Genomic DNA, 13,884 nt, shown 5'->3' with positions numbered 1-13,884 from the left:
TCCCCTGACCGGACCTCTTCATCGGTCTCGTCAAAGGAGTTGTCTCGTGGGTCGATTCGATTTTTCTGGTTTGTGGGTTCCGCTCGTCACGCCATTTCGGGAGAGCCGCATCGATGAGGCGGCCTTGCGCCAGCTGGTGCGCCATCTGAGCGAGCAAGGCGTCTGCGGCTTCGTGGTGTGCGGCAGCACCGGCGAGGCCGCTTTGCTGACCCACGCGGAGCAACTGGCCGTGCTCGACGTGGTCGTGTCCGAGTGCCGAGGCCGGCCTGTCCTGATGGGCTTGGCCGGCACGCAGCTCGACGAGATGATGGGCCGCTTGCGCGACATCACCCAGCGCGCCGTGGCCGGCGTGTTGATCTCGGCGCCGTACTACCTACGGCCTTCTCAGGCCGGCCTCATCGCGCACTTCCAGGCACTGGCCGATGCGTCGACGGTGCCGGTGGTGCTCTACGACGTGCCGTCTCGAACGGGCGTGGCGATGACCTTGCCCACCCTGCTCGAGTTGGCTGCTCATCCGAACATCCAGGCGATCAAGGACTGCGGAGGCAACACCGAGCAGACGCGAGCGCTGATCGCCGATGGGCGCTTGGCCGTGCTGGCAGGCGACGACGACAACATCTTCGCCACGCTGTGCATGGGCGGCGCTGGTGCCATCGCGGCGTCGGCCCACCTGCTGCCCGAGCACTTCGTCACGATGGTGTCGGCGCTGAAGGCTGGCCACCTCGCCGATGCCAGGCGGCTGTACCACGCGCTGACGCCGTTGACGCATGCCTTGTTCGCCGAGCCCAACCCGAGCGTGTTCAAGGCCGTGCTGGCTCAAGAGGGCTGGATGCTGAATGAAGTGCGGGCGCCTCACACACCGGCCACGGCGGAGGGCACGCGCCGCGCGTTGGCAGCGCTCGCCGATGCGCAGCGAAAGCTGGGTGGCTAACCGCCCGTGACGGGCGGGAAGAACGCGAGCTCAGCACCGTCGCGCAAGGGCGTGGCCTCGCTGCACAGCACCTGGTCCAGCGCCGTGCGCACGGCGCGGCCGCGTGCCAGCGCGTCGGCGTGCGGGGCGCCGCGCGCGATGAGGGCGTCACGCAACTGCCCCACCGTGCTGCCTTCGGCGGCCTCGGCAAATTCGCTCGCGCCCAGCGCTTCGCGCAGCGAGGCGAAGTAACGCACCTGGACCTTCACGCCGCCCACTCCGCCAGGCTGATGAACCGCACGCTGTCGCCGGCGCGGATCGGGTTGTTCGGCGGGTTGTCGACCACGCCATCAGCCCAGACGGTGGAGGTGAGCACGCCCGAGCCCTGGTTGCTGAAGAGGTCGAGGCCGCCGTTCGCATTGCGCTTCACGCGCAGGAACTCGCGGCGCGGGTCGGCGCGCGGCCAGTTGAAATCGGCCCGCATCGGGAAGGTGGCCGGCTGCAGCACCGTGGCGCCTTGCAGCTTCAGCAGCATCGGCCGCACGGCCAGCAAGAAGGTGATGAAGCTCGACACCGGGTTGCCGGGCAGGCCGACGAACCATGCATTGCCGCCACCCGGCTGGCGCACGCTGCCGAATGCCAGCGGCTTGCCGGGCTTGATGGCGATCTGCCACAGCTCGAGCGCCCCTTCGGCCTGCACGGCGGGCTTCAGGTGGTCTTCTTCGCCGACCGAGACGCCGCCGCTGGTGACGATGAAATCGTGCCCTTTTGCCGCCGTGCGCAAGGCCTCGCGCGTGGCAGCCAACTGGTCGGGCACGATGCCGAGGTCGGTGCACTCGCAGCCCAGCGACTGGATCAGCGCGCGCAACGTGAAGCGGTTGGAGTTGTAGATGGCGCCGGGCTTCAGCACCTCGCCCGGCATGGCCAGTTCGTCGCCGGTCGAAAACAGCGCCACGCGCGGGCGACGGGTCACCTGCAGCGTCGCGGCACCGGCCGTGGCGGCGAGCCCCAGGGCCTGCGGCGTGAGCCGTGTGCCACGGGGCAGCGCGATCGCGCCTTGGGCCAGGTCTTCGCCCCGGCGGCGGATGGCGGCCGCGGGCTTGGGAACGATGTTGACCCGCACGGCACCGTCCAGCGCCTCGCAGTCTTCCTGCATCACGACGGTGTCGGCGCCTTCGGGAACGAATGCGCCGGTGAAGATGCGTGCCGCGGTCCCGGGCTTCAGTGCGGTGCCGACGACTCCGGCCGGCACGCGCTGGCTCACGGGCAGCACGGTGCCTGCCGACGGGACGTCGCCGTGGCGCAGTGCATAGCCGTCCATCGCGCTGTTGTCCGCGGCGGGCACGTCGGCGATGGAATGTAGGTCGGCGGCGAGCACGCGGCCAAGCGCATCGAAGGTCGAGACGGTCTCGGTGTCCGCCAAGGGCTGCAGCGCGCCGAGCAGGCGCGTCAGCGCGTCGTCAAGCGTCAGCAGCGTCGTAGGGTGAGTTGTATTGGTATTCATAGCGGCTGGGGTCGCCCAGGAGAAAGTCGGCCAGGGCCTGCACGTCGGCGAGGTCGAAGACCGGCAGCGTGGTGGGTTTGGGCAAATCTTGCACCCGGTCGGTGGCAACCGCGACGATGAAAGGGTCGTCGCCATAGTGCGCCACGCTTTTCGTCTCGGCACGCCAGACCTCCACCTTCGGCAGGTCGCCGTGTTTGAAGCCTTCGACGATGGCCCAGTCGCAGTCAGACAGTTCGGCCAGCAGTTGGTGTGCGGTGGGGTCGGCCTCGACCTCGTATTCGCGGATCATGGCCAGGCGCCGGTCGGAGGCCACCACCACCTCGAACGCACCGGCGCGCCGGTGCCGCCAGGAGTCCTTGCCTTCCTGGTCGATGTCGAACTTGTGGTGGGCGTGCTTGACCACGGACACACGCTGCCCGGCTGCTTTCAGGCGGCCGATCAATTGCTCGATCAGCGTGGTTTTGCCCGAGCCGGAATAGCCGCTGATGCCGACGACTTTCATGTGTTCTCGGCGATGTAAGTCTTGACCGCGACGGCATCGGCCGGCATCACCTTGAAGCGCTTGGGCAAGGCCTCGATGCCCCGCAGCGCGGGCGGGCGGTCGGGCTCGCGACCCAGCGCCTCGACGATGGTTGCGGCGAACTTGGCGGGCAAGGCAGTTTCGAGCACGATCATCGGCACGCCGGGTTCGATGAATTCCCGCGCCACCTTCAGGCCGTCGGCCGTGTGGGTGTCGATCATCATGCCGCTCTGTTTCCAGGTCTCGCGAATCGTCGCCAGGCGGTCGGCATGGGTGCTGTGGCCCGACACGAACCCGTAGGCGGAGATGCGATCGAACTCGGCCGGGCTGAGCTGGAAGAAGCCTTGCTTCTCCAATTGAGCCTTGAACATCTCGCGCGTGCGCTCGCCGTCACGGCCGAGCAGGTCGAACACGAAGCGCTCGAAGTTCGAGGCCTTGGAGATGTCCATCGACGGGCTCGAAGTCTCGAAGGTCTCGGCGCTGCCGCGCGGGCGGTAGGCGCCGGTGCGGAAGAACTCGTCGAGCACGCGATTTTCGTTGGTGGCCAGCACCAGGTGCTTGATCGGCAAACCCATCATGCGGGCCACATGGCCGGCGCAGATGTTGCCGAAGTTGCCCGAGGGCACAGCGAAGCTGACGCGGTCTTCTTCACTCTTTGTCGCCTGGAAGTAGCCGGCGAAGTAATAGACGACCTGGGCCAGCAGGCGAGCCCAGTTGATCGAGTTGACGGTGCCGATTTTGTGACGGCGCTTGAACTCGAGGTCGTTCGAGGTCGCCTTGACGATGTCTTGGCAGTCGTCGAACACGCCCTCGACCGCAATGTTGTGGATGTTCGCGTCTTGCAGGCTGAACATCTGCGCCTGCTGGAACGGGCTCATGCGGCCCTTGGGCGACAGCATGAACACACGCACGCCCTGCTTGCCGCGCATCGCGTATTCGGCGGCGCTGCCGGTGTCGCCCGAGGTAGCGCCCAGGATGTTGAGCGTCTCGCCGCGGCGGGCCAGTTCGTACTCGAACAGGTTGCCGAGCAGCTGCATCGCCATGTCTTTGAAGGCCAGCGTCGGCCCGTTGGACAAGGCCTCGAGGTGCAAGCCGGGCTCCAGCGTCTTCAGCGGCGTGATCTCGCGGGTGCCGAACACGGCAGGCGTGTAGGTCTTGTCGACGATGGCGCGCAAGTCCGCCGCAGGGATGTCGTCGATGAAGAGCGACAGCACCTCGAAGGCCAGCTCGTTGTAGGGCAGCTTGCGCCACTGAGCCAGCGTGCTGCGTGCGACCTTCGGGTACTGCGTCGGCAGGTAGAGGCCGCCGTCCGGCGCCAGGCCTTCGAGCAGGATGTCCGAGAAGCCGCGTTCGGTCTTGTCGCCGCGGGTACTGATGTACTTCATGCGGTCAGCTCAGTTCTTCCTTGCGGATCTTCACGATCGGGGCCAGCACGGTCGGCAAGGCCTGCATCTGCGTGATGGCCTTGTTCATCTCGCCCTCGACGGTGTCGTGCGTCAGGATGATCACATCGGTGTGTGCTTCGCCTTCGGCCGATTCGCGCTGCAGCAGTGCGTCGATCGAGATGCCGCGCTCGGCCAGGATGCCGGTGATGCGCGCGAGCACACCTGCCTGATCGGCCACCTGCAACCGCAGATAGAAAGCCGTCACCACCTCGTCCATGCCGAGGATGGGCGTGTTGGCCAGTTCGTCGGGCTGGAAGGCCAGGTGCGGCACACGGTGATCCGGATCGGCGGTGTGCAGGCGGGTGATGTCGACCAGGTCGGCCACCACGGCCGACGCGGTCGGCTCCGCACCTGCGCCCTTGCCGTAGTACAGCGTCGTGCCGACGGCGTCGCCGTGAACCACCACCGCGTTCATTGCGCCTTCGACATTGGCGATCAGGCGCTTGGCCGGTACCAGCGTCGGGTGCACGCGCAGCTCGATGCCGCTCTTGCCAAGGTCGTCGCGCCGCTTGGTGATGCCCAGCAGCTTGATGCGGTAGCCGAGCTGCTCGGCGTAGTTGATGTCCGCCGCTTGCAGCTTGGTGATGCCCTCGACGTGCGCCTTGTCAAACTGCACCGGAATGCCGAATGCAATCGCACTCATGATCGTGGCCTTGTGGGCTGCGTCCACGCCTTCGATGTCGAAAGTGGGGTCGGTCTCGGCGTAGCCCAGACGCTGTGCTTCCTTCAGCACCACGTCGAAGTCCAGCCCCTTGGCACGCATCTCCGAGAGGATGAAGTTGGTGGTGCCATTGATGATGCCGGCGATCCACTCGATGCGGTTGGCGGTGAGGCCTTCGCGCAGTGCCTTGATGATCGGAATGCCGCCGGCCACCGCCGCTTCGAAGGCCACGATCACGCCCTTGGCATGCGCCGCTGCGAAGATCTCGGTGCCGTGCACTGCGAGCAAGGCCTTGTTGGCCGTGACGACGTGCTTGCCCGCGGCAATGGCTTCCATCACCAGCGCCTTGGCAATGCCGTAACCGCCGATCAGTTCGATGACGATGTCGATCTCGGGGTTGGCGATGACCTGGCGGGCATCGGCCACCACCTGGACCGAATCGCCGACAACGCTTTTGGCACGCGCGGTGTCGAGGTCGGCCACCATGGTGATCTGGATACCGCGGCCGGCACGGCGGCGAATCTCTTCCTGGTTGCGCTTCAGCACGTTGAAGGTGCCGCTGCCGACAGTGCCGATGCCAAGAAGGCCGACTTGGATGGGTTTCATGGGAAGCTCAGTGAGAGTGACGTTTGGCGTAGTGACCGAGAAAGCGTGCGATGCGGCCGATCGCATCGGTGAGGTCGTCGGAGTTGGGCAGGAAGACCACGCGGAAGTGATCTGGCTGCGTCCAGTTGAAACCCGTGCCCTGCACGATCAGCACCTTCTCTTCAGCCAGCAGGTCGTAGGCAAACTGCTGGTCGTCGGTGATCGGGTAGATCTTCGGGTCGAGCTTCGGGAACATGTACAGCGCCGCCTTCGGCTTCACGCAGGTGACACCCGGGATGTCGGTGAGCAGCTTGTACGCGAGGTCGCGCTGGCGGCCCAGCCGGCCGGTCGGTGCTACCAGGTCCTTGATGCTCTGGTAGCCGCCGAGCGCCGTCTGGATCGCCAGTTGCCCCGGCGTGTTGGCACACAGGCGTAAGGAGGCCAGCATGTTCAGGCCTTCGATGTAGTCCTTCGCATGGCGCTTGTCGCCGGACACCACCATCCAGCCGGCGCGGTAGCCGCAGGCGCGGTAGTTCTTGCTCAAGCCGTTGAAGGTGACGAACAGCACGTCGTCGGCCAGCGAGGCCATGCTGGTGTGGGTGTGGCCGTCGTACAGCGTCTTGTCGTAGATCTCATCGACGAAGATCGTGAGCTCGTGCTGGCGTGCGACCTCGATGATCTCGAGCAGCACGCTCTCGGGATAGAGCGCCCCGGTCGGGTTGTTGGGATTGATGACGACGATGCCGCGCGTGCGGGGCGTGATCTTGCGCTTGATGTCGGCGATGTCGGGCATCCAGTCGGCCTGCTCGTCGCACATGTAGTGCACCGGCGTGCCGCCCGAGAGGCCGGTGACGGCCGTCCACAGCGGGTAATCGGGGGCAGGAATCAGCACCTCGTCGCCGTTGTCGAGCATCGCATTCAGGCTCATGGCGATCAGCTCGGAGGCGCCGTTGCCCAGGTACACGTCATCGACGGTCACGCCGGTGACGCGCTTCTCCTGCGTGTAGTGCACCACCGCCTTGCGCGGCGCGAACAAGCCCTTGCTGTCGGTGTAGCCGGCGGCCACCTGGGAGGGCAGGTTGCGGATCATGTCCTGCACGATCTCGTCGGGCGGCTCGAGCCCGAATGCCGCCACGTTGCCGATGTTCAGCTTGATGATCTTGTGGCCCTCTTCCTCCATCTGGCGGGCCTTCTCGAGCACCGGGCCACGGATGTCGTAGGCCACGTTGGCCAATTTGCCGGACTTGACGATGGGCTTCAACGAGGTCTCCTGGGCGGCGCAAAGCCTAGAATTATCGTCCATCGCCCTGCCCGGCTCGCCGGTGTCGGCCCGTCCATTTCCCGAGTCCGTGAATTGAAGCTGCAACCCGACCGCATCGAAGGCGTGAACGTCATTTCAGGCTTGTTGGCCGATGCCGTTTCAGTCAATGGCGTGACCTACCGCAACAGCATCGCCATTCCCTGGCTGGGCGACATCGTTCCCTGGGGCGAAGGTAGCTTCGATGCGTTGACGGTCGCCGATTTCGACCGACTGGCGGACCTTCAGCCCGAGCTCGTGATCTTCGGTAGCGGCGCCCGCCTTCGCTTCCTCGCACCCAGCCTCATGCGCACGCTGATGGCCCGCCGAATCGGCATCGAAACCATGGACACCGCGGCTGCCTGCCGCACCTATAACGTGCTGGCGGGCGAGAGTCGCCGCGTGATCGCCGCGTTGCTGCTCGGTTGAGCCTCGACACCCGACTTGGTGGCATGCACAGGTCTGATTGAGGGTGTCCGTGCCCTTATAATCACGAGCTACGCCTGACGAGGCGCAACTTCAGAATTCTTCATGACGCCAGCTCTCAATAAACCCCTCCCGGAATTTGAAGCGCTCGCAACCGGTGGCGTGAAGTTCACGCCGCAGGCGTTCAGCGGGCAGACGGTCGTTTTGTACTTTTACCCCAAGGACAACACCCCCGGCTGCACCACCGAGGCCATGCAGTTTCGCGACCGCCACAAGGACTTCGTGAAGGCCGGCGCCGTGGTGTTCGGCGTGTCGCGCGACAACATGACCTCGCACGACAAGTTCAAGCAGAACCTCGAGCTGCCTTACGAGCTGATCGCCGACACCGAAGAGAAGCTGTGCCACATGTTCGGCGTGGTCAAGAACAAGATCATGTACGGCAAGAAGGTCAAGGGCATCGAGCGCAGCACCTTCCTGATCGACGCTTCGGGCATCCTGCGTGCCGAATGGCGCGGCATCAAGGTCGCCGGGCACGTCGACGAAGTGCTCAAGGCCGTGAAGGGCTTGAAGAAGGCAGCAGCCTGAGGTTTCGGTTTCAGGCAACGCTCCCGAGAAAGGTCGCCTGGTGCGGCCTTTTTTGTTTTTCAACCACGAGCCTGTCATGGCGGTTGAGTCGCCATCTCAGCTGTGCATAATGGGTTTCATGCCTGTGAGTCGCGAATTCCACATGCCCCAAAATCAAGCCGCACAGGCGACTGTGCGGCTTTTTTGTTCGCGTTGACGTTTCCCTGCAGCCCACCTGAGAGACCCACACCACCCATGCCACTGCCCAAGCCGCCTGTCAAACGAGCCGCCCTCCTCACCCCCGCCGACTTCGAATCCCAGGCAGCGCCCAAACCGGGCAAACGAAACCAGAAACATGCCGCCGCCGAGCCCGTCGGCCCCGCGACGCTGGATTTGCTTGAGCCGCCCCGCGAAGCGGCTCCGCTGATCGCCAAGGTCACCCCGCCGCCGGCGCCCGCCGCCTCGGTGATCCGCCCGCCAGCTCCTGAGCCGCGCCGCCGCAAGCCACGCGGCAGCGGCCCGGCCAAGCTCTTCGTGCTGGACACCAACGTGCTGATGCACGACCCGATGAGCCTCTTCCGCTTTGAAGAGCACGACGTCTACCTGCCGATGATCACGCTCGAAGAGCTGGACGATCACAAGAAAGGTATGTCAGAAGTGGCCCGCAATGCGCGCCAGGTCAGCCGCGATCTCGATGCGTTGGCCGCGAGCCTGTCGCTCAGCGAGTCGGCCGACATGGCCGATGGCCTTCCGCTCAACCACACAGGCCACAAGGACGCCGGTGGCAAGCTCTTCTTCCAGACCACGCTGGTCAACGTGAGCCTGCCGGCTGGTCTGCCGCAGGGCAAGGCCGACAACCAGATCCTTGGTGTCGTGCAGGCCCTGCGGGAGCAGAACACCAAGCGCGAGGTGGTGCTGGTGTCGAAAGACATCAACATGCGCATCAAGGCGCGCGCGCTCGGCCTGGCGGCCGAAGACTATTTCAACGACAAGACGCTGGACGATGGCGACCTGCTCTACACCGGCGTGCTCACGCTGCCCGGCGACTTCTGGGAACTGCATGGCAAGACCATGGAGAGCTGGAACCAGGGCGGCCTGACGTACTACCGCATCAGCGGGCCGCTGGTGCCCTCGTTGCTGATCAACCAGTTCGTCTATCTCGAAGCGCCTGGGGCCGCGCCGCTGTACGCCAAGGTCACCGAGATCACCGGCAAGACGGCGGTGCTCCGCACGCTGCGCGAATACACGCATCAGAAGAACGCCGTCTGGGGCGTCACTGCGCGCAACCGCGAGCAGAACTTCGGTCTGAACCTGCTGATGGACCCAGACTGCGACTTCATCACCCTCACCGGCACCGCCGGTACCGGCAAGACGCTGATGACCCTGGCCGCCGGCCTGAGCCAGGTGATGGACGACCGCCGCTACACCGAGATCATCGTCACGCGCGTCACGGTGCCGGTGGGTGAAGACATCGGCTTCCTGCCCGGCACTGAAGAGGAAAAGATGGGCCCGTGGATGGGCGCACTCGACGACAACCTCGAGGTCCTGTCCAAGACCGACGGCGGCGCCGGCGAATGGGGCCGCGCGGCCACCAACGACCTGGTGCGCAGCAAGATCAAGATCAAGAGCCTGAACTTCATGCGCGGGCGCACCTTCCTCAACAAGTTCGTCATCATCGACGAGGCGCAGAACCTGACGCCCAAGCAGATGAAGACGCTGATCACGCGTGCCGGGCCAGGCACGAAGATCGTCTGCCTGGGCAACCTGGCGCAGATCGACACGCCGTACCTCACCGAAGGCAGTTCGGGACTGACGTATGCGGTGGACCGCTTCAAGGGGTGGCCGCATTCCGGCCACGTGACGCTGGCTCGCGGCGAACGTTCGCGCTTGGCGGACTTCGCTTCAGAAGTGCTCTAACTCCTCTCACGCTCATCACTTCAGTCCATTCGGGCTGAGGTATCGAAGCCTCGGTACATCCGAGCACGCCTTCGATACCTCAGGCCGAACGGACTGTTTTTCTGGCGACGGCCTCAAAGCAAGTCTCGGATTTGTTGAAGCGCGCTCGGGTCTTCGATCGTCGTCAGATCGCCCGGGTCGCGTTGTTCACAGACGGCCTGGATGGCGCGGCGCAGCAGCTTGCCTGAGCGCGTCTTCGGCAGCGCGGTCACGAAGCGCACCCGCGAAGGCCGCGCGACGGCCCCGAGTTGCTGGTCGACGGTTTTCATGATGTCGCCCTCGAGGTGGAGCTTGCCGGCATCGTCTGCGACCGCATTCGCATCCCTCACCACCACGAAGGCCCAGGCGACCTGGCCCTTCAGTGCATCGGCCACGCCCACCACGGCCACCTCGGCCACCATCGGGTGGCTGGAGACGCTCTCTTCGATCTCGCGCGTACCCAGACGGTGGCCGGCCACATTGATCACATCGTCGGTACGGCCCAGGATGAAGTAGTAGCCGTCTTCGTCTCGTACACCCCAATCGAAGGTGCTGTAGACCATACGGCCTGGGATCGTCTTCCAGTAGGTGTTGACGAATCGTTCGTCGTCGCGCCACACAGTCTGCATGCAGCCGGGGGGCAGCGGGCCTTCGATCACGACGACGCCCTTCTGATTCGGTTGCGTCAGCTCCTCTCCGGTCGCGTCATCGATCAGCTTAACGTCGTAGCCGTACATCGCGAAACCGGGGCTGCCGAACCGGCTCGGCGCTTTCTCGACGCCGTTGGCGATCGTGAGGATGGGCCAGCCGGTTTCCGTCTGCCAGTAGTTGTCGATCACCGGCTTGCCCAGCCCTTTCGAAATCCATGTGGCCGTGGGCTCGTCGAGCGGCTCGCCGGCCAGAAAGAGTGTGCGCAGGGAGCTGAGGTCGTATTTCGACAGGAAGGCCGCGTCATGCTTCTTCAGCACCCGGATGGCGGTCGGCGCGGTGAACATCAGGTTGACCCTGTACTTCTCGACCAGGCTCCACCAGACGCCAGCATCCGGCCGGATCGGCAGCCCTTCGTACATCAGCGTCGCCATGCCGGCGATCAGCGTGCCGTAGATGATGTAGCTGTGGCCGACCACCCAGCCGATGTCGCTGGCACAGAAGTAGGTCTCTCCGGCCTGCCCCTGGAAGATGTGCTTCATGCTCGCGGCCAGCGCCACCGCGTAGCCGCCGGTATCACGCTGTACCCCCTTCGGTTTGCCGGTGGTGCCGCTGGTGTAGAGGGTGTAGCTGGGGTGCGTCGATGGCACCCAGGTGCACGGCACCACGGCGCCGAGGTGTTTTTCGCGCAAGGGCGCGTAGTCGTGGTCCCGCCCTTCGACCCTCGTCATTTCAGCCAACCCTCGGTCGATCAGCAAGACCTGCGGGGTCTTATGACCCGCGAGCCGAAGCGCTTCGTCGAGCAAGGGCTTGTAAGGAACGACCTTGCCGCTGCGGCTGCCGGCGTCGGCGCTGACGATCAGCGCAGGCGTCGCGTCATCGATGCGGCTTGCAAGGCTGCCGCTGGCGAAGCCACCGAACACCACTGAGTGGATGGCGCCGATGCGCGCGCAAGCCAGCATCGCGAACGCCGCCTCCGGAATCATCGGCATGTAGATCAGCACGCGATCGCCTTGCATCACGCCCAGGGCCAGCAGGCACGCAGCCACGCACTGAACTTCGGCGTGCAGCTCCCGGTAGCTGTAGACACGCTCCTGCCCCGTTTCGCTGGAGACCCAGATCAGCGCGTTCTGGTCTGCGCGGGCTGCGAGATGGCGGTCGACCGCGTTGTGGCACAGGTTGGTCTGCCCGCCGACGAACCAGCGCGCGAAGGGCGGGTTGCTGTAGTCGCACACCTGCTCGAACGGCTGGTGCCAGTCGATCAGCGCCGCCTGCTCGGCCCAGAAACCATCGCGGTCGGCGAGCGAGCGCCGGTGAAAGTCAGCGAAACGGGTCATGCCAAAAGCTCCATGTCGAACGTGCGCGGTTTCATGAGGTCTGTTTCACTCCCTCACAAACCGACAGGCTACCTCCGTACCAGGCCTAAACACATTGGTGCAGACCTGTGGAAAAAGGCGGCCGAAGCATGAAGAAAATCCGCTAAAGCCCTGTCGCATCAGCGATTTCTGGTTGACGCCTCATCGCGGCCTGGCCTATCCTGCGCCGATGCTTGGTTTGATCCCCACCTCGGTTCGCACGGCGCTCATCGCGCTGGCATGGACCGCGGCCGCCTCGGTTGCGCTTGCCGCTCCGAACACCGACCGGGTGAACAAGCAGCTAGCCGACAAAGGCGGCGTGGAATCCCGCGTCGCCCGGACCTCGAGCGCTGTGGTCGACGGCGCCGCCAGCTTGGGCCGGCAAGTGCGAGACACCACGTCCGATCTCGTGATCTCCGCGATGGCCTTCATTGGCGTACCCTACAAGCGTGGAGGCAACACGGCCGACACCGGCTTCGACTGCAGCGGTTTCACCCGCGAGGTCTACGAAAACAGCATCGGCTTGCTGCTGCCCCGCAAGGTCGACCAACAAGCCAAAGCCACCGGCCTCGCGCCCGTCAAGCGCAGTGACCTGAAGCCAGGTGACCTGGTGTTCTTCAACACCCTGAAGCGCACCTTCTCGCACGTCGGCATCTACGTCGGCGACGACAAGTTCATCCACGCCCCCAAGCCGGGCGGCGAAGTGCGGGTCGAAAGCCTGGGCGTGCGTTATTGGTCCAAGCGTTTCACCGGCGCCCGCCGTCCCGAGCTGGCCTCCCCAGTGCCTGCGGCCGAGCCAGTAGCACCAGAGCCATCGACCGCAGTTGCGCCAGCTGCCGCGACAGTGGACGAACCGCTCACGCCCTGACTCCCGCATGGGGTGTGCCACCCGGGCACAATCGCTCCATGGCCGAGAAAGTGATCCCCCTCGCAGACCACCGCTATGCAGCGGCGTTGCCGCGCATCCCGTTGCAGCCCATTCCGAGCACCGGCCTGCTGAGCGACACCTTGGGTCGGCCGCTTCGCGACCTGCGCATCTCGGTCACCGACCGCTGCAACTTCCGCTGCGGTTACTGCATGCCGCGCGAGGTGTTCGACAAGCAGTACCAGTTCCTGCCGCACGACTCGCTGCTGAGCTTCGAAGAGATCACCCGCACAGCGCGCTTGTTCGCAGCCCACGGCGTGCAGAAGATCCGCCTCACCGGCGGCGAACCGCTGCTGCGCAAGAACATCGAGGTGCTGATCTCGATGCTGAGCGAGTTGCGCACGCCCGACGGCGACCCGCTCGACCTCACGCTCACCACCAACGGCTCGCTGCTGGCCCGCAAGGCCCAGGCATTGAAAGACGCCGGACTGAAGCGCGTGACCATCAGCCTCGACGCGCTGGACGACACCGTCTTCCGCCGCATGAACGATGCCGACTTTCCGGTCGCCGACGTGCTGGCCGGCATCGAAGCAGCGCAGCGCGTGGGCCTCGGCCCGATCAAGGTCAACATGGTGGTGCAGCGCGGCACGAACGACCGCGAGATCGTGCCGATGGCGCGCCACTTCCGCGAGCAATACGGCGGCGCGATCATCCTGCGCTTCATCGAGTACATGGACGTGGGCGCCACCAACGGCTGGCGCATGGACCAGGTGCTGCCATCGGCAGACGTCGTCGCGCGCCTGAACGAGGCGTACTCGCTGCAAGCCATCGGTGCCAACTACAGCGGCGAGACCGCAGAGCGCTGGCGCTATGCCGACGGGCGCGGAGAGATCGGCGTCATCTCGAGCGTCACGCAGGCCTTCTGCCAGGACTGCAACCGCGCCCGGCTGTCGACCGAGGGCAAGCTCTTCCTGTGCCTCTTCGCGACGCAAGGGCACGACCTGCGCGCCCTGCTTCGCAGCGACCACACCGACGAGCAGATCGCCAGCGCCATCGGCCTCATCTGGCAAGGCCGCGGCGACCGCTACTCCGAGCTGCGCAGCACGCAGGCGCCCGACACGGGCAGCGGTGCCAAGCGCGTCGAGATGCATTACATCGGCGGCTGAATC

General features: G+C 65.3%; 12 protein-coding genes and 1 pseudogene. 6 read left to right on the top strand and 7 right to left on the bottom strand.

Annotated elements, in window-relative coordinates; genetic code table 11:
- Positions 1-46 precede the first annotated feature (46 nt).
- Complete coding sequence (gene dapA / locus AC1DYS_RS12655; protein WP_477899463.1) at positions 47-931, top strand: 4-hydroxy-tetrahydrodipicolinate synthase; 885 nt, start codon at positions 47-49, stop codon at positions 929-931.
- Here the strand turns inward: dapA and AC1DYS_RS12650 are convergent.
- From AC1DYS_RS12650 to AC1DYS_RS12625, 6 genes are read right to left on the bottom strand one after another with little or no spacing between them, the layout of a single operon-like run.
- Entirely contained in the window at positions 928-1,179 is a 252-nt protein-coding gene (locus AC1DYS_RS12650) for a MoaD/ThiS family protein (RefSeq protein ID WP_477899461.1), read from the bottom strand. The two genes, dapA and AC1DYS_RS12650, sit on opposite strands and share 4 nt — an antisense overlap.
- Positions 1,176-2,414, bottom strand: coding sequence for a molybdopterin molybdotransferase MoeA (locus AC1DYS_RS12645; protein WP_477899459.1), 1,239 nt, complete (start codon positions 2,412-2,414; stop codon positions 1,176-1,178). Before AC1DYS_RS12645 ends, AC1DYS_RS12650 begins: the two co-directional genes overlap by 4 nt.
- Positions 2,371-2,916 (bottom strand): molybdopterin-guanine dinucleotide biosynthesis protein B, encoded by a 546-nt coding sequence (gene mobB / locus AC1DYS_RS12640; protein WP_477899457.1) that lies wholly within the window; start codon positions 2,914-2,916, stop codon positions 2,371-2,373. Before mobB ends, AC1DYS_RS12645 begins: the two co-directional genes overlap by 44 nt.
- On the bottom strand, positions 2,913-4,319 hold the full coding sequence (gene thrC / locus AC1DYS_RS12635) for a threonine synthase (protein WP_477899455.1): 1,407 nt from the start codon (positions 4,317-4,319) through the stop codon (positions 2,913-2,915). The genes mobB and thrC overlap by 4 nt, the downstream gene beginning before the upstream one ends.
- Positions 4,320-4,323: 4 nt before the next feature.
- The gene (locus tag AC1DYS_RS12630) at positions 4,324-5,646 is read right to left on the bottom strand and encodes a homoserine dehydrogenase (RefSeq protein ID WP_477899453.1); all 1,323 of its coding nucleotides are present in this window, start codon (positions 5,644-5,646) and stop codon (positions 4,324-4,326) included.
- Positions 5,647-5,653: 7 nt separating this feature from the next.
- Entirely contained in the window at positions 5,654-6,886 is a 1,233-nt protein-coding gene (locus tag AC1DYS_RS12625) for a pyridoxal phosphate-dependent aminotransferase (protein ID WP_047485664.1), read from the bottom strand.
- A gap of 93 nt (positions 6,887-6,979) precedes the next feature.
- Here AC1DYS_RS12625 and AC1DYS_RS12620 point away from each other — a divergent pair, with 93 nt between their 5' ends.
- The 3 genes from AC1DYS_RS12620 (at position 6,980) to AC1DYS_RS12610 (ending at position 9,829) form a co-directional block, all read left to right on the top strand.
- Positions 6,980-7,351, top strand: a complete 372-nt coding sequence (locus AC1DYS_RS12620; protein WP_477899451.1) for an Mth938-like domain-containing protein — start codon at positions 6,980-6,982, stop codon at positions 7,349-7,351.
- 102 nt (positions 7,352-7,453) lie between these two features.
- A complete protein-coding gene (locus AC1DYS_RS12615; protein ID WP_047485668.1) occupies positions 7,454-7,933 on the top strand; it encodes a peroxiredoxin in 480 nt (159 codons plus the stop codon).
- A 234-nt stretch (positions 7,934-8,167) separates the two neighbouring features.
- The gene (locus AC1DYS_RS12610) at positions 8,168-9,829 is read left to right on the top strand and encodes a PhoH family protein (RefSeq protein WP_477899448.1); all 1,662 of its coding nucleotides are present in this window, start codon (positions 8,168-8,170) and stop codon (positions 9,827-9,829) included.
- A gap of 113 nt (positions 9,830-9,942) precedes the next feature.
- Here AC1DYS_RS12610 and AC1DYS_RS12605 read toward each other — a convergent pair.
- Positions 9,943-11,835: pseudogene (locus tag AC1DYS_RS12605) on the bottom strand (propionate--CoA ligase); the annotation flags it as partial.
- Positions 11,836-12,040: 205 nt separating this feature from the next.
- Between AC1DYS_RS12605 and AC1DYS_RS12600 the strand changes: the two are divergent.
- Together AC1DYS_RS12600 and moaA are read left to right on the top strand one after the other, a co-directional pair.
- Positions 12,041-12,718, top strand: coding sequence for a C40 family peptidase (locus AC1DYS_RS12600; protein WP_477899446.1), 678 nt, complete (start codon positions 12,041-12,043; stop codon positions 12,716-12,718).
- Between the two features lie 38 nt (positions 12,719-12,756).
- Positions 12,757-13,881, top strand: coding sequence for a GTP 3',8-cyclase MoaA (gene moaA, locus AC1DYS_RS12595; RefSeq protein ID WP_477899444.1), 1,125 nt, complete (start codon positions 12,757-12,759; stop codon positions 13,879-13,881).
- The last annotated feature ends 3 nt before the right edge of the window (positions 13,882-13,884 follow it).

Source organism: Rhizobacter sp. P2_G4 (assembly GCF_056403575.1).
The sequence above is the reverse complement of the archived record's forward strand: the minus strand, read 5'-3'. Positions and strand labels throughout refer to the sequence as shown.